Origin of the sequence: Planococcus sp. 107-1 (genome assembly GCF_021513255.1) — a bacterium.
In the GTDB taxonomy this organism is placed as follows: domain Bacteria; phylum Bacillota; class Bacilli; order Bacillales_A; family Planococcaceae; genus Planococcus.
Genome location: NZ_CP090977.1, coordinates 1,235,932 through 1,251,646, shown reverse-complemented (window position 1 = coordinate 1,251,646; position 15,715 = coordinate 1,235,932). Strand labels below are relative to the sequence as shown.

Below are 15,715 nucleotides of genomic sequence, written 5' to 3'. Positions count from 1 at the left end.
AAAGACGGCTGAGCAAATTTGCTCAGCCGTCTTTTTATGTGTTTCTATTGAGCGGATTGCTCTTTCAAAGCTGCTGCTTTGTCCGTGCGCTCCCACGGAAGATCAATATCCGTGCGGCCGAAATGGCCATATGCTGCCGTTTGTTTGTAGATTGGACGGCGAAGATCCAACATTTTGATGATCCCTGCTGGACGCAAATCAAAGTTTCCGCGTACAAGCTCGATCAATTTGTTTTCTTCTACAGTGCCTGTTCCAAACGTATCGACTGCAATTGATACCGGGTGAGCTACGCCGATTGCGTAAGCTAGCTGTACTTCGCAACGTTCAGCAAGGCCCGCTGCGACGATGTTTTTCGCTACGTAGCGAGCTGCATAAGCTGCAGAACGGTCCACTTTTGTTGCGTCTTTCCCTGAGAAAGCACCGCCGCCGTGGCGCGCATATCCACCGTAAGTATCTACGATGATTTTGCGTCCAGTAAGGCCCGCATCCCCTTGTGGCCCACCGATTACAAAGCGGCCAGTTGGATTGATGAAGTATTTTGTTTCTGCATCGATCAAGTGTGCAGGAACCACTTCGTTGATGACATATTCTTTAATATTGCGCTGGATTTGCTCAAGCGTCACTTCTGGATGATGCTGAGTCGAAATAACGATTGTGTCCACACGCAATGGTTTATTGTTTTCATCGTATTCGATTGTCACTTGCGTTTTGCCATCCGGGCGCAAGTATGGAAGAATTTCTTCTTTCCGCACTTCTGCAAGGCGGCGCGCCAATTTATGCGCTAAGGCAATCGGAAGTGGCATGAATTCTTCTGTTTCGTTAGTTGCATATCCAAACATCAGACCTTGGTCTCCTGCTCCGATATCATCTAGTTCTTTATCTGTCATTTGGCCTTCACGCGATTCAAGCGCTACGTTGACTCCGGCAGCAATATCCGGTGATTGTTCATCAATCGCTGTCAAAACGGCACTTGTTTCAGAATCGAAACCGTATTTTGCACGGGTATAGCCAATTTCGCGAACAGTTTCACGAACTACTTTCGGAATATCCACATACGTAGAAGTCGTGATTTCACCGGCTACTAAAACTAGTCCTGTAGTTACGGTTGTTTCGCATGCAACGCGTGCATTTGGGTCTTCTGCTAAAATCGCATCCAAAATTGCGTCTGAAATCTGATCGCAAATTTTATCCGGATGTCCTTCTGTTACTGATTCTGACGTGAATAATCGACGGTTTGTCAAAATGTGTTCCTCCTTAGATCCTGCGAGATTGCTCTCGAAATTGATACGGTACTCGTTTCCCATGTCAAGTCCGTTCCCAAAAGGGATTGAACTTTAAGCCGTTGTGGCTCTTGTACACGAGGATTAAGGGCAAAATTTCATAAAAAAATCCCTTCCATCATATACATGAGGAAAGGAGAAATCATCAGTAGCACCTTTCACTCTTATCGTCCAAGGCCTTGTGCCTTGCTTCAGGTTTGGCACCTTCTCTGCATATTCGCAGCAGGTTGCCGGGTTTCATAGGGCCTGCCCCCTCCACCAGCTCGGAATAAGAGTATCCGTTCAATTTTTCATCATACGGAATGTGCTTAGCGATGTCAACGTTTTTAATGACCAACTCTTTCAATAAAAGATATAATGGTTTTATTGGCCTTTAAAAAGCACATTATTTACGTTTTTTTCGATTCCCTTTGTTATTAGTATAGACTATTTAACACAATGTGTTATACTAATCTTCGAATATACATCCTCCCCATTCGCAATGGGAATAACCGAAAAGGAAGGTACATATAAATGAATCCAGTGAATATCAAAAACGACCTAAAGGATCTTTTAAATGGCCAAAACGTGCACGTTCAATTATCTGTTCCACAATTAGTGGAAGCTGCAACATCCCGTGGGGAAGCGGTATTAACTAGAGAAGGCGCTGTAGCAGCCGAAACCGGCAAATATACAGGCCGCTCGCCAAAAGATAAATACATCGTTGATGAGGCAATTTCGAGAGACAAAATAGATTGGGGCAATGTCAACCGCCCGATTTCTTCGGAAATTTTCGAGAACCTTTATGCCAAAGTGATCGATCACTTGAAGCAAAAAGATGCTCTATATGTATTTAAAGGCTTTGCTGGAGCTGACCATGAGTCACGCCTGGCGATTCAAACCATCAATGAATATGCATGGCATAACCTGTTTGCGCATCAATTATTCATTCGTCCGACAAAAGAAGAGCTGGCAGCGCATGAAGCAGAATTTACGGTTGTTTATGCGCCTACCTTCCATGCAGATCCGGCTATTGATGGCACAGATTCTGAAACCTTCATCATTGTATCGATGGAAAAGAAAATCATCTTGATCGGCGGAACAGAATACGCCGGCGAAATGAAGAAATCGATTTTCTCCATCATGAACCACATCTTGCCGGAAAAAGGGATTCTCCCAATGCACTGTTCAGCGAACGTCGGCAAAGACGGCGATGTTACCTTGTTCTTCGGATTATCAGGTACAGGAAAAACAACCTTGTCAGCAGACGGCGACCGCAAATTGATCGGCGACGACGAGCACGGCTGGTCGGATAACGGCGTTTTCAATATCGAAGGCGGCTGCTATGCGAAGACCATCAATTTATCGCGTGAAAACGAACCGCAGATTTATGACGCTATTCGTTTCGGATCGGTACTTGAAAATGTTGTTGTAGATCCGGAAACGCGCATCCCTGATTATGACAATGGTTCCCTAACTGAGAATACACGAGCAGCTTATCCGATTCAAGCAATCGATAATATTGTAGACCCGTCTGTAGGCGGACACCCTAAAACTATCGTGTTCTTGACGGCTGATGCATTTGGCGTCTTGCCTCCAATCAGCAAACTGTCAAAAGAACAAGCGATGTACCACTTCTTAAGCGGCTATACATCTAAACTTGCGGGCACAGAACGTGGTATCACAGCACCTGAAGCCACTTTCTCAACTTGCTTCGGTTCACCGTTCCTTCCGCTTCACGCAACTGTGTATGCAGAAATGCTGGGCGAGAAAATCGACGAACATGGTGTGGAAGTCTTCTTGGTAAACACAGGCTGGACTGGCGGCGAATACGGTGTCGGAAGCCGTATGAAACTTTCTTATACCCGTACAATGGTGCGCGCTGCGATGAAAGGCGAATTGCACAATATCGATACAGAAAAAGAAGCAATCTTTGGCTTGGAAATTCCAAAAGAAATTCCGGGCGTGCCTACTGAAGTCTTGAATCCACGCAATGCATGGACAGATAAAGACGCATACGATCAAAAAGCTAAAGAACTTTCATCTAAATTCCAAGACAACTTCAAAAAGTTCGGTACAGTAGATCCAGCCATCAGCCAACTTGGCGGACCGGTTGCCATCTCATAAGTATTAAAAGCAAAGAAGCTCTCCTTTTGACAGGAGAGCTTCTTTTTTATTCAAAAGTATTTTTATTAGTATGAATAAAAAAGCAGATCAATTTGCATCGCTGCGCTAGCTTTTTTCCTGCTCTTTCATCCAGACAGTCAGCGCTTTCGCCACTTTCCGGTTCGCTGCCGGCGGGAAGAAATGCGTGTATTCCGGGAAATACCAGGTTTCATGCGCTTGTTCATTCATCTTCAATGCCTCTTCCAATAAATACGCCTGCGCAGGAAAGACATTCTCATCTTGCAAGCCATGAATAATTAAGAATGGCATATGTGCTTCCTCGATCCGCAGCAGCGGATTCCGCTCTTCGAAGGCAGTCAAAGCGGTGTTTGGAGTGCCGCCATACAAGCGCTTCATCATGCGCCGCATATCAGGGCGTTCTTTATACGTCAGCACTGTATCCGTCACTCCGGCCCATGTTACGACTGAAGCAATATCATCACGCAATACCGCTGTCCAAAGTGCCATGATGCCGCCGCGTGAAAATGCCAGCAGGTGAACTGGTCCTGAACATTTCTGCTTTAGCACTTCCACTGCATGGACAGCATCCCAGCGGTCAGCCCCTGCGAATTCATCGCGTCCTTCCCCGCCGCGGTTCCCTCTGTAGTAAGGTGCAAAAACCGTAAATCCGTAAGCGGCAAATTGCGCAATGCGTGCAGGGCGTACCATCCCGATCGATTGAATGCCTCCTCTTAAATAGAGGATACCACTCGTACTTTTTCCTTTTTTCGGCTCAGCGAGCAGCCCTTTCACTTTAAGGCCATCAGACCAATACACAATTTCCGTCAACTTTACCCGTGGATTAGGCGAAGGGTAAAGTTTCGCCGATTCAATTTTCCCATTTTCCAAGCTCTTTCACCTTCTCCATGATTTTCAGCATTCCCTGGTCTTTCATGAGGAAACTAAAATCTTCTGTTACTTCTAATCCCTCTTTTAATACGGCGCCTTTTGTTTCCATCAATTTCACGGAATCGATTCGTTCCACTTCGGCAATAAAAACCGTTTTGCAGAAAGAAGGCTGACCGTAAACGACGTATTCTGCAAACCATTCCAGTTTCTCAGCTACCCCGCCCGTTTCTTCATATACTTCCCTAGCTGCTGCTGCCTTTAAACTTTCGCCAGCCTCTACCTTTCCGCCCGGAAATTCGATTCCACGCTTTGGATGGTCCGTCATCAGCCACTTCCCCTGATACTTTGCAATAACTAAGACATGACGGCTCGGAACATCGAAGGAGCCGGGAACAAAGGAAAGTTCACAGCGAAAGCCGTTTAAATCGGTATAAATCATCTAATTCACCTCACTGCCATCAAAAAAGCGCACACTCGTTAAAGTGTACGCCGAGTCCTTCTATTTTACTTCTTTTCTCCTAAGAATGCAGAAAGCATCCAAGAATGCTTCTCTAAGTTCTGGTGAATCGCGTTTAACATATCTTCCGTCATATCATCGCCGTCTGCAGCCGCAAGTTCCATTCCTTTTTTCAATGATTTCATAATTTTATCGTAGTCGCTGACGATAATATCAACCATTTCTTCTGCAGTTTCTTTGCTTGTCGCTTCATCAACAACTGAAAGTTCCAATTGTTCCTTCATCGTAGCAACCGGCTTTCCGCCGAGTGCAAGCAAACGTTCTGCGATTTCATCCATATGAAGCGTTGCTTCATTGTATAATTCTTCAAACTTCACATGCAGTGTAAAGAATGATGGCCCTTTTACATACCAGTGGAAATTATGTAATTTCGTATAGGCTACTGACCAAGTTGCGACTTGTACGTTTAATTCGTGGTTTAATTCTGCTGACATTAAAATCACTCTCCATTTGTATTTGATAAGCTCTTATACTTTATTTATACCTCTAACCTGCCTACAATAAACATAACGAAACTTTCTCTTGAAAGAAGATGACTCTACAATGAAAACGATCCTTATTAAAATTTTCCGCTTTTATCAGCGTTTCATTTCCCCGTTGTCGCCGCCAAGCTGCCGCTTCTACCCGACCTGCTCGCATTACGGAATCGAAGCTGTTGAAAAACATGGGGCGATAAAAGGCGGCTATCTAGCCGTACGCCGGATCTTAAGCTGCCACCCTTTCAATAAAGGCGGAATCGATTTTGTTCCAGAAGAATGGCCACCAAAAAAATAATTTTGGTGGTTTTTCTTGTGTTTTGAAAATGCATCGTGTAATATTCTCTAAGTAAATAAAACGTAACCGTTACATTTTGGAGGAAATTTATGAAGAAACTTATTCCGTTACTGATCCTTATTCTACTACTCGCTGCTTGCGGCGACTCGACAACCGGTACAACATCTGAACCGGAAGACGACGCGAAGCTCCATGTCTATACAACCGTCTATCCGCTCACTTACTTTACAGAACGGATTGGCGGCGAAGCCGTTACTGTTGAGTCCATCTATCCGGCAGGATCCAATGAACATAGTTTTGAACCGACCCAGCAAGACATGATTGCACTTGCTGAAGCGGATTTGATGTTTTACGTCGGACTTGGCCTTGAAGGATTTATCGACAGTGCACAAAAAACGCTAAAGAATGAAAACGTCGAGTTTGTTGCAACCGCTGATGCGATCACTGATGAGGAATTGGTGGCAGCGACTAGCCATGAAGAACATCATGAAGGCGATGCTCATGATGACGAGTCTCACGATGAAGAAGCGCATGATGAAGAAGCCCGCGATGAAGAGTCTCACGAGGGCCATGACCATGGCTCAACTGACCCCCATGTCTGGATCTCCCCTGTGCTTAGCCAGAAATTAGCGGAATCCATCAAAGATTCCTTGGCAGAGGCAGATCCGGAAAACTCGGAAATCTTTGAAAGCAATTATGCTGAATTGCTAATCGAGCTGGAAGAATTGGACCGCTCATTTGCCGAACTGGCAGAACAAGCGGACAATAAAACCTTCTTCGTTTCCCATGCAGCATTCGGCTATATGGCTGAGCCTTACGGGTTGGAGCAAGTCGCTATCGCCGGTTTGAACAGCCAAGACGAACCATCCCAGAAAGAACTCACGGAAATTGTGGATTTAGCAAAAGAGAAAAACATCAAACACATCATTTTCGAGCAGAACGTTTCATCGAATCTAACCGAAGTGATTCAGAAAGAAGTCGGTGCAGAAGCGCTTGAAATGAACAATCTCGGCGTCCTCACCCAAGAAAACATTAACGACGAAGAAACTTATTTCACCTTGATGGAAAAGAATCTTGAAACATTAAAGACAGCCTTGCAATAAAAAAGAAGGATTCCAAATGGAGTCCTTCTTTTCCTATGTTTTAATGAGTTTTTGTGTGATGCCGAATGCGAGTGTCGCCGTCAATACCATTCCAGCGAATGAAACTAGCGGTGGCCATCCAAAAACTGCCGGCTCATTCCCTGTTTGAGCGGCATTTGCCATATCCGGAACATATAGTGAAGTAAGTATCAATCCTGAACCGATTTGCGCCACCGTAAGCAACAAAATAAAGGTGACGATAAAGACCAAATACTTTTTCATTTTTTCGATTTCCTCCTATCGATAAAATAAGATAGGCCAGCATACATGAAACTGCCCACAACCGTGCCAATCAAGGCACATATTCCGAGGATGCCATAGCCCATCCCTTCCCATCCGCCAATAAATAGACTGATAATGACTACCGCAATACTCGCCAGCAGCAAAGAGGCAAAACTCATAGCAATCGTTTGAACCGCTTTTTCAGGCGGCAGGATTTTTTTCAAACCTATACCTGACAGGGCTAACACTATTGCTATAGCAAGAACAAGAAATAGGAGAAATCCATACCCTTCCATCTACGCACCTCCTAGTCCTCCATTATCTCTTTTAAAAACCGCTCCCGGTGGTCCAAGAATGATTTGGTAATTCGGTAATGATCCGTTTCTTCGTATTGTACTTCTCGTATCGAACCATGGTCGAAACTGAGAATCTGAGCTCCAGGGAACCCGAGCAAGATCGGCGAATGGGTAGCGATGATGAATTGGCATTCTTCATCTTGCGTCAATTCATGCAAAATCCTTAAAAACATCAACTGCCGCTGCGGTGAAAGCGCCGCCTCCGGCTCATCCAGCAGATAAATCGCTTCACCGCTGAAACGGTTTAAGAATAAAGATAGAAACGATTCTCCGTGGGACTGTTCGTGCAAAGATTTCCCGCCATACGCCCGGTAAGGAATCATTTCTTCTTTAGCCATTTCATCGATATGCGTTGCAAAATGATAAAAAGATTCAGCGCGCATGAAAAAGCCATTCCCTATCTTCGGCAGCCAAGATAAGCGGATATAATCCCCCAGCACCGACTGGGAAGCATGGACATCATATATATTATTTCGCCCTCCCCCGGCCGTATTGAAATCGCATTTATCAGCAATGGCTTCCAGCAATGTAGATTTGCCAGAACCGTTCTCTCCAACAAAAAAAGTGATCGGACTCGTCAGTTCCAATTGTTCGAGTTCTTTGATCGATGGAATCGTAAAAGGATATTGCGATGTATCTTCCACTTCTTCTTTCAGCAGCGTGATTCTTTTTAGGAACATTTTTTCACTTCCTTATAGGTCTATGATTTATTTAATTTCGGTTCCGTTCCTGTTCGGCAGCTTCATATCTGGTGCGCATGCGCCTTTTTGGGATATAGTCCAACAAATAGTAGGTTCCGATAAACAGCACACCGAATAGGCCCAACTCGATAAAAAACTTCAATAATGAGACGAAGGAATATTCACCGGCAAATAGATTCAAGTCATATTCAAAAAAAGCCAGCCTCAAATAAGTAAGGTCCGCAACTAATCGGGTGAATAAAATTGCGAAAAACATCTTCCAAAAACTCATCTCTCTGGCCCCTTTCTGTTATATGTATATACGTATCAAAAAGGGATTAGTTCCATTCTATAAAGAAAAAGCTTGGATTGACTCATCAACCCAAACTTTCTTTTACAATTGTATATCATAGCCAATGCCATGCTTTTTGCTCAGTTCAATGTTCCCATCCGCGACTTTTATTTCAGGAACGATGATGTCCCGTTCCCAGAAATGCCCCGAATCCGAAAAATCGCCCGGCAAAGTGATACCAGGAAGAGATGCCAAGGCTAAGTTGTGAGCTTTCGATACACCGAACTCGATCATGCCGCCGACCCACATTCCAATCGAATGCTTCTGGCATATCTCCACGATGCGCAATGTTTCGCTCCAGCCGCCAAGTCTGCCCATTTTCAAGACGATAATATCTCCAGCCTGTTCAAAAATCATCCGTTCCACATCTTCAAAACTCTTGATGCTTTCGTCCAAACAGATGGCTGTCTTCATTTCCCGTTTAGCTCGTGCATGCAGCTGCCACTCTTGTTCCCCAAAAGGCTGTTCGATCAACGCAAGTCCAATCGAGTCGAACTGTTTAAGCTGATTGAAATTTGTTTCATCGAACGCGCCATTCGCATCTGCAAAAAACAGGGTGTCGGGATAGCTTGAAACGATGTTTTTCAGCAATTCCTTATTTGTTGCAGGATTAATTTTTATTTTGATGCGGCTATACCCTTTAGCAACTGCCGCCTCTACACGACCAGCAATTTCAGCTTCATCTGCAGCCACAACGACACCTGCCTCGACTGCTTCTCCGCTGCCGCCGACCATTTGCCAAAGCGGCGACTTTCTCTTCTTCGCAAAAAGGTCCCACACCGCCATTTCGATTGCCGCTTTTGCCATGTGATTGCCTTTCACCTGGCTAAATCGCCCCGTGACTTCCTCGGGGCCATCGAGCGTTTCACCGTTTAATAAAGGGATAAGTACATTTTCTATCACAAATCGGCAACCGGTTATCGTTTCTTCCGTATACCAAGGCGTTGAGAAGGCCACGCATTCTCCGTAGCCTTTTAACCCTTCATTTGAAATCACTGTCACTAAAATCGCTTCCCGCTCTTTTACATGCTGCAGGGAGGTTTTGAAAGGCAGCTTCAGAGGCTGCTTGATCGGCGTCAAAAGGATTTCGGAAATAGTCACGTCCATGCTTTCAGCTCTCTTCTCAAGAGTTTATTCGAAGCGTTTCGCGGCAAGGCATCCACAAAGGTCAATTGCTTCGGCACTTTATAGGAAGCGATTTGCTGTTTGCAATACGTAAGCAATTCTTCGGCTTCAACCGGTTTATTCAAGACCACAAAAGCGACCGGCACTTCTCCCCATTTCTCATGTACCGCACCGCAGACACCGGCTTCCCGTACAGCCGGATGCGCAAGCAGCACTTTCTCGATTTCCGCAGGATAGACATTCTCACCGCCAGATACGATCAAGTCCGAACGGCGGTCTACGACAAATAGAAAACCTTCGTCATCCAAGTAGCCGATATCTCCCGTATGCAGCCAGCCGTCTGGCTGAACTTGCCGATCCGAGAATCGGCCGATATATCCTGGCGTCACTTGGGGCCCATGAATGAGAATCTCTCCTTTTTCACCGGCTTTATCGGTTCCTTCTATTTTCACTTGGTACAAAAACAAAGGCTTGCCGGAAGAACCGATTTTGCGTTCCGCATCTGCCGGCTGCAGCGTCGTCGTTTGTGACGAAGTCTCCGTCATCCCATATGTCTGGAGAACAGGAATCTCCAACTTGTCAGCCCGTTTCATGTAAGCAACAGGAACTGGCCGCCGCCTGCAAGAATCGCTTTAAACCGCGGAGATGCTTTCATTCCAGCTTCTTCTACGTTGCTGAGTACACGTTCCAACATCACGCCCACAAGCGACACATGCGTGACTGAACCTTCGCAAATTTCCCTTGCAGTATGCTCCGCATCAAACTTCTCATACAGCCGGACGCCCATGCCGTAAATCAGCGAACGCATCAAAATTGAAAATCCACTGATATGAAACAAGGGCACTGAACAAAGCCAGACATCTTCTGGTGCAACTCCGATGTTCAGCGCTGAAGAAACAGCGCTTGAAAAATGATTTTCAGCCGTCTGCCGGACGCCTTTCGGATGGCCGGTTGTTCCGGAAGTATACATAATGGAAATCGTGCGGCTTTGCTCCCACTCTGTCGCCTGCGTGATTTCTGAAGCTCGCTCATCTTTAATCCGGCTGAACAGGACGGGATTCCGTTCTTCTACTTTATCTTTCAGGAGATCATCCGCCAATACAAAATCCGCTGCTGAATCATCAATTTGATAAGCGAGTTCTGCCGGAGCCAATCGTTCATTCAGCATGACCATTTCACAGCCAAGGTGCAGGCAGCCATACATGATAAAAATGAAATCCGGATTTGACTTGGCGAGAATGGCGACGGGAATCTGGCTGGATGCCTAGACTAGCTAATTTCCCAGCATATTCCAGCGCTAAACTATTGATTTCGGTGAATGTCCATTGTTGATCTTGGAAAGACAGCGCCATTCGACTGCCGCTTAAGTGGCTGCGTTGAGTCAGCCAGTTTGGATAAGTCATTATAAAACCCTTCCTTTTCAGAAAAGCGCAAATGCGCGTCTAGCTATCGAATACGCAATTCCAGTTTTTACAGCATTTTATTTTCTAAAAAAAGCTGTCCCCCTAAGAGGACAGCTTTCGATTATTCATTGATCAAGGGAAACGTGGGAATTGGCCGAAATCCGGTTTGCGTTTTTCTTTAAACGCATCGCGTCCTTCTTTCGCTTCGTCTGTTGTGTAGTAAAGCAATGTAGCGTCTCCCGCCATTTGCTGAAGTCCAGCAAGGCCATCTGTGTCTGCGTTCATTGCCGCTTTTACAAAACGAAGGGCTGTCGGGCTCATTTCGAGCATTTCCTCGCACCATTTAACCGTTTCATCTTCAAGCTGCTCATATGGCACTACCGTGTTGACTAAGCCCATATCAAGTGCTTCTTGCGCGTCGTATTGACGGCATAGGTACCAAATTTCACGCGCTTTCTTATGGCCGATGATACGTGCTAAATAGCCTGAACCGTATCCAGCGTCAAAAGAACCGACGCGTGGTCCTGTCTGGCCGAAACGTGCATTGTCAGCTGCAATCGTCAAATCGCAGACTACGTGCAAGACATGTCCGCCGCCAATTGCATATCCTGCAACCATCGCTACTACCGGTTTTGGAATTACACGGATTAGACGTTGAAGGTCCAATACGTTCAAACGTGGAATTTCATCTTCTCCTACATAGCCCCCGTGCCGCGGACGCTTTGGTCTCCTCCTGAGCAGAATGCTTTTTCGCCTTCACCTGTTAAGACGATTACGCCTACTTTTGAATCATCGCGTGCACGTGAAAATGCATCGATCATTTCATGGACTGTTTTCGGACGGAATGCATTGCGCACTTCCGGACGGTTGATGGTAATTTTGGCAATGCCGTTATACGTCTCATATTTGATGTCTTCATATGTACGTTCTGTTACCCATTCGCGTGTCATGATTTTCCTCCTTGGATGTTCAATCTCAAATACTCATCTACTATTGTAGCAAACTCAGCCGGTTTTTCCACATGAATTGCATGTCCTGCTTCGACTATTTGGTGCTGCACCTGTAAAAAAGCCGTTTTCATCTCACCGGCAATAGCCTCGAATTTCAAATCCATGCTGCCTGTTATCAGCAATACCGGAACATGGATGTCTTTTAAATGGTTCCAATAAGAAGGCTGCGAGCCTGTTCCCATGCCGATTAAGCTGTTTGCGAGCCCTTGCGGCTGCTGGCTTAGGCGCTCTTGCTTTATTTCATCTCTAATTTCAAACGGCAATTTTTTCTGGCTGTCAAAAAGCGGGATGTTTTCCCACTTATCAACAAAAGACTGGATTCCATTTGCTAAAATCGTTAAGGCAAGTTCACTGTCGCGTTGCTGGCGTTCTACCTGCTCAGCTGCGGTTTTAAGCCCCGGCGATGCACTTTCCAGGATAAGTCCCTGCAAGCGTTCCGGATGGGCAATAGCATAAGCTAGAGCAGTTCGGCCGCCCATTGAATAGCCCGCAAGGACAAATTCCGTAAAGCCGAGCTCAGAAAATAAATCATGCAAGTCACGCACTTGAAGTTCCATGACGTAGCGGGAGGCATCTTCCGGCACAGCCGTTTTGCCGTGGCCGAGGAGATCGACCAAGACCACTTTGTAGTCGGACAGCGAACCGGCTATTCTTTGCCATGTTTTAGTACTGCCAGTAAATCCATGTAAAAAAACGATCGTCGGAGATTTGTCATCATTCCAAATTTCTACATGGTAATCCAAGCCGTTAACTTTCACAGTCATTGCTTTGCCAGCTCCTCGTTGAATCGATCCCATAGTTTCCGGTGGCTGCGGACATTTTGCTGTCTATCGGTAAAGACTTCAATGATTCTGACTTGTTTTTCTTTCGGTAGACGCAAAGCCTCGATCAATTGCTCTTTCGTTTCAACGGCAGCATATTCCGCATCGTACATGCGCGCCGCATCTTCAAATTTCAAGCCGGTCGGTGTACCGAACAGCGCTTCAAAATGCCGCTCTTCTTCCGATTGCGGCAAATAAGAAAAAATTCCGCCGCCGTCATTATTCATCACAACCACTGTTAAATCCGTTTCCTGCATTTTAGAAGCGATCAATCCATTCATATCATGCAAGAACGACAAATCACCGATTAATAAATAAGCAGGGCGTTTGGAAGCCGCCTGTACGCCGAATGCAGTAGAAACGACACCGTCGATTCCATTCGCTCCCCGATTTGCATACAACATGGCTTGCCGTCCGTTCGTATGGAAGAACGTGTCCACATCCCGAATTGGCATACTGCTGCCGACGATCAAATCGCAAGCGTCCAATTCTTCGAACAGCACTTTAGCAAGAACGCCTTCATCCATTTCATCTTGGCAATGCTGCTCGAGAATTTCCCAGTACAACGCAGAAGCTGTCCGCCATTTCTCAGTAAATGCATTATGCTGCTTTGTCTCTATTTCAAGCTTCCATAATTCTTTTGGAGGCGCTTGGATATGATGCGTCACAACGGACTGTGCATCACGCATCATCGGACTTTCATCGAAAACAGCATAAGTTTCCGGCTTAACGCTGGCCAAGAACAAAGTCAACGGCTTCGAAACCGGCTGAGGTCCAATCCGAATCACTGCATCAGGCGCCATCGCTTCCTTAAACTCACCATTTTTCAATAGCGCATCATACGAATCAATAATTAAATGCTGAAGCTCTTCTTTCACCCCTGAACGGAGATTGGATAAAGGATCCGCTAGAATCGGCCAATTTAATTTCCGAGCAAACTCCCAGAATTCTATGGGCATCCGTTCCGTCATTTCACCGACTACCAATAATCCCCGTTCTTTAGCCAATAAATCCTGCAGAAAAGATTTTGTTTCATTAGTTAACACAAAATCTCCTGTAAAATGCATCATTTCTCCAGAACTTTCGTAGCTTTGTTCAAAATCGATCCGCAGCGGCTCACGGAAAGGCACATTCAAATGCACAGGACCCTTCGGCGCAGTTTTGGCAGTCGCAATCGACCGATGCAAATGCCGGGATAGGAAACTCAATTGATTTTCCGGCTCCGGCATCGGCAAATCTGCCGACCATTTCACATGAGAACCAAAAAGGTTGATTTGATTGATCGCTTGAGGCGCACCCACTTCACGCAATTCATGTGGCCGGTCAGCTGTCACTACGAGTAAAGGAACACGCGCATAATACGCTTCTACAATCGCTGGGAAATAATTGGCTGCTGCCGTTCCAGATGTACAGAGCAGCATGACTGGATTGCCGGATGCTTTCGCCAGCCCTAAAGCAAAATAAGCAGCGGAACGTTCATCGATTTGGCGATAAACCGTCAATCCCTCTTGCTTCATGCAGGCATAGGCAAGCGGTGTGGAACGCGAACCTGGACTGATGACCACATTTTCCACTCCCAAATGTACGAGAGAGTGGGTAAAAGCTGATACATATTCTGTTAACGATTTGCGATTAGTCACTCATTTGACCTCCAAGGACACGGAGCATCGGTCTAAATTTAACCCATGTTTCGTCATATTCTGCTTCAGGGTGAGAATCTTCAACAATTCCCCCTCCTGCATATAAATAAGCTTCTTTTCCATCAAGCAAAGCGGAACGTATAGCGACAGCAAATTCACCATCGCCATTTGCATCAATCCAGCCGACAGGGGCAGCATAATAGCCGCGGCTCATCGTTTCATACTGGCGAATCAAACTCATCGCTTCCTGTTTCGGTTCGCCGCCAAGAGCAGGTGTCGGATGTAAATCTTGCACAAGATCCAACAAATTGGACCCTTCTTTCAACTCTCCTTCAACCGGCGTATAAAGGTGTTGGATATCCCGTATTTTCATCAATTTCGGCATTTTTGGCACAAACATCTTCGAACTATGTGCATTAAATACTTGGCTGATCATCTTCACGACAAATTGATGCTCCGAACGGTTTTTCTTATCATTCAATAATTCATTTCCAAGTGCTGTATCGATTTCCACAGTCTTGCCGCGTGGAGTCGACCCAGCTAAACAAGTAGACAGTGCTTGCCGATCTTGCACTTTAACCAATCGTTCCGGGGTCGCCCCAAAGAAAAACTGATTTTCTGCTTCCATTCCAAATAGAAAGCTTTCCGGCTGTTCTTCTGAAACTTGGTAAAGAGCCGCCGCCGGTTCCAAGGGCTGATCAAAATTCAGCTTTAAGGCTCGAGCAATTACTACTTTTTCCGCCTGTTGCGCTTTAATAACAGCGGTCACTTTTTTAATCGAATCCAGGTATTCTTTTTTCTTAAGTTCTGTCCGCTTAACGACTAGCGGTTTACGGTATTTTTTGAGTTCTGATACTTGAGCTGCATGAATTAACCGATCCCGCTCTTTGCGCAAAGCATCAAATGCAGCAAACGTTTCTTTTTCCTTTGTAATTAAATGAATGCTTACAAATGCTCTTTCGCCTTTAATAATCAATTGAAAAGTTGGTACTGCAAAATAAGCTTCTGGAAATTTTGTCCATACACTCTGTTTCTCATTTAACGGATCAAAAGAGAAACCACCGAATAGAATCGGCTGAACTTCCCGTTCTTCATTGACAATTTGCTTGCACAAAGTCTGCCATTCTTTTTTAACATGCTCAAAACGTCCATGAGGGCTATGTGCTGTGATCACATGTGCGTGGCCAAGACCAACCCAGGTGAACGTCTTTTCACGATTTTGCCAAAACATCCGTCTTCCTTTAAACTGCTGCTCGCCTGCTTCAAAAAAAGCCAAAGCCGACATTCTGGATACTTCAATCGTTTCCGTATAAAATCGATAGGCTAAGTAGCGCGTATCCGTAAAATTTTCCGGCGATGAATACTGCTGTGAATTCATCAAATTACCTCCGTTTTTCAT

The 15,715-nt window shown here is 45.4% G+C and carries 15 protein-coding genes, 2 pseudogenes and 1 riboswitch; of the genes and pseudogenes, 3 read left to right on the top strand and 14 right to left on the bottom strand.

The window, feature by feature from the left end:
- Positions 1 to 44 precede the first annotated feature (44 nt).
- A complete protein-coding gene (gene metK, locus L0M13_RS06690; protein WP_235198824.1) occupies positions 45 to 1,241 on the bottom strand; it encodes a methionine adenosyltransferase in 1,197 nt (398 codons plus the stop codon).
- 200 nt (positions 1,242 to 1,441) lie between these two features.
- A riboswitch (SAM riboswitch) is annotated at positions 1,442 to 1,555 on the bottom strand.
- Positions 1,556 to 1,793: 238 nt separating this feature from the next.
- Here metK and pckA point away from each other — a divergent pair.
- Positions 1,794 to 3,386, top strand: a complete 1,593-nt coding sequence (gene pckA / locus L0M13_RS06685) for a phosphoenolpyruvate carboxykinase (ATP) (protein WP_235198823.1) — start codon at positions 1,794 to 1,796, stop codon at positions 3,384 to 3,386.
- Between the two features lie 105 nt (positions 3,387 to 3,491).
- Here pckA and L0M13_RS06680 read toward each other — a convergent pair whose 3' ends face one another.
- From L0M13_RS06680 to L0M13_RS06670, 3 genes are all read right to left on the bottom strand, one after another.
- A complete protein-coding gene (locus L0M13_RS06680) occupies positions 3,492 to 4,274 on the bottom strand; it encodes an alpha/beta hydrolase family protein (RefSeq protein ID WP_235198822.1) in 783 nt (260 codons plus the stop codon).
- Positions 4,255 to 4,713, bottom strand: coding sequence for an NUDIX domain-containing protein (locus L0M13_RS06675; RefSeq protein ID WP_260107738.1), 459 nt, complete (start codon positions 4,711 to 4,713; stop codon positions 4,255 to 4,257). The genes L0M13_RS06680 and L0M13_RS06675 overlap by 20 nt, the downstream gene beginning before the upstream one ends.
- Positions 4,714 to 4,778: 65 nt before the next feature.
- A complete protein-coding gene (locus L0M13_RS06670) occupies positions 4,779 to 5,225 on the bottom strand; it encodes a Dps family protein (RefSeq protein ID WP_235198820.1) in 447 nt (148 codons plus the stop codon).
- Between the two features lie 109 nt (positions 5,226 to 5,334).
- Between L0M13_RS06670 and yidD the strand changes: the two genes are divergently transcribed.
- The gene (yidD, locus tag L0M13_RS06665) at positions 5,335 to 5,565 is read left to right on the top strand and encodes a membrane protein insertion efficiency factor YidD (protein WP_235198819.1); all 231 of its coding nucleotides are present in this window, start codon (positions 5,335 to 5,337) and stop codon (positions 5,563 to 5,565) included.
- Between the two features lie 89 nt (positions 5,566 to 5,654).
- The gene (locus L0M13_RS06660) at positions 5,655 to 6,668 is read left to right on the top strand and encodes a metal ABC transporter solute-binding protein, Zn/Mn family (RefSeq protein ID WP_235198818.1); all 1,014 of its coding nucleotides are present in this window, start codon (positions 5,655 to 5,657) and stop codon (positions 6,666 to 6,668) included.
- A 33-nt stretch (positions 6,669 to 6,701) separates the two neighbouring features.
- On the opposite strand, the gene L0M13_RS06655 is transcribed toward L0M13_RS06660, so the two are convergent.
- The 10 genes and pseudogenes from L0M13_RS06655 to L0M13_RS06610 form a co-directional block, all read right to left on the bottom strand.
- On the bottom strand, positions 6,702 to 6,929 hold the full coding sequence (locus L0M13_RS06655) for a hypothetical protein (protein ID WP_235198817.1): 228 nt from the start codon (positions 6,927 to 6,929) through the stop codon (positions 6,702 to 6,704).
- Positions 6,926 to 7,225 carry a YesK-like family protein gene (locus L0M13_RS06650; RefSeq protein WP_235198816.1) on the bottom strand — a complete coding sequence of 100 codons (300 nt, stop codon included), beginning with the start codon at positions 7,223 to 7,225 and terminating at the stop codon, positions 6,926 to 6,928. Before L0M13_RS06650 ends, L0M13_RS06655 begins: the two co-directional genes overlap by 4 nt.
- 11 nt (positions 7,226 to 7,236) lie before the next feature.
- The gene (locus L0M13_RS06645; RefSeq protein ID WP_235198815.1) at positions 7,237 to 7,965 is read right to left on the bottom strand and encodes an AAA family ATPase; all 729 of its coding nucleotides are present in this window, start codon (positions 7,963 to 7,965) and stop codon (positions 7,237 to 7,239) included.
- Between the two features lie 31 nt (positions 7,966 to 7,996).
- Positions 7,997 to 8,257, bottom strand: coding sequence for a hypothetical protein (locus L0M13_RS06640; RefSeq protein ID WP_235198814.1), 261 nt, complete (start codon positions 8,255 to 8,257; stop codon positions 7,997 to 7,999).
- A gap of 102 nt (positions 8,258 to 8,359) precedes the next feature.
- On the bottom strand, positions 8,360 to 9,424 hold the full coding sequence (gene menC / locus L0M13_RS06635; protein ID WP_235198813.1) for an o-succinylbenzoate synthase: 1,065 nt from the start codon (positions 9,422 to 9,424) through the stop codon (positions 8,360 to 8,362).
- Positions 9,415 to 10,845 (bottom strand): annotated as a pseudogene (locus L0M13_RS06630) (o-succinylbenzoate--CoA ligase). The gene menC and the pseudogene L0M13_RS06630 overlap by 10 nt, the downstream one beginning before the upstream one ends.
- A 132-nt stretch (positions 10,846 to 10,977) precedes the next feature.
- A pseudogene (gene menB, locus L0M13_RS06625) lies at positions 10,978 to 11,795 on the bottom strand (1,4-dihydroxy-2-naphthoyl-CoA synthase).
- Positions 11,792 to 12,619, bottom strand: a complete 828-nt coding sequence (gene menH / locus L0M13_RS06620) for a 2-succinyl-6-hydroxy-2,4-cyclohexadiene-1-carboxylate synthase (protein WP_235198812.1) — start codon at positions 12,617 to 12,619, stop codon at positions 11,792 to 11,794. Before menH ends, menB begins: the two are co-directional and overlap by 4 nt.
- Entirely contained in the window at positions 12,616 to 14,316 is a 1,701-nt protein-coding gene (gene menD, locus L0M13_RS06615) for a 2-succinyl-5-enolpyruvyl-6-hydroxy-3-cyclohexene-1-carboxylic-acid synthase (protein ID WP_235198811.1), read from the bottom strand. The genes menH and menD overlap by 4 nt, the downstream gene beginning before the upstream one ends.
- Positions 14,309 to 15,694 carry an isochorismate synthase gene (locus L0M13_RS06610; protein ID WP_235198810.1) on the bottom strand — a complete coding sequence of 462 codons (1,386 nt, stop codon included), beginning with the start codon at positions 15,692 to 15,694 and terminating at the stop codon, positions 14,309 to 14,311. The genes menD and L0M13_RS06610 overlap by 8 nt, the downstream gene beginning before the upstream one ends.
- Positions 15,695 to 15,715 lie beyond the last annotated feature (21 nt).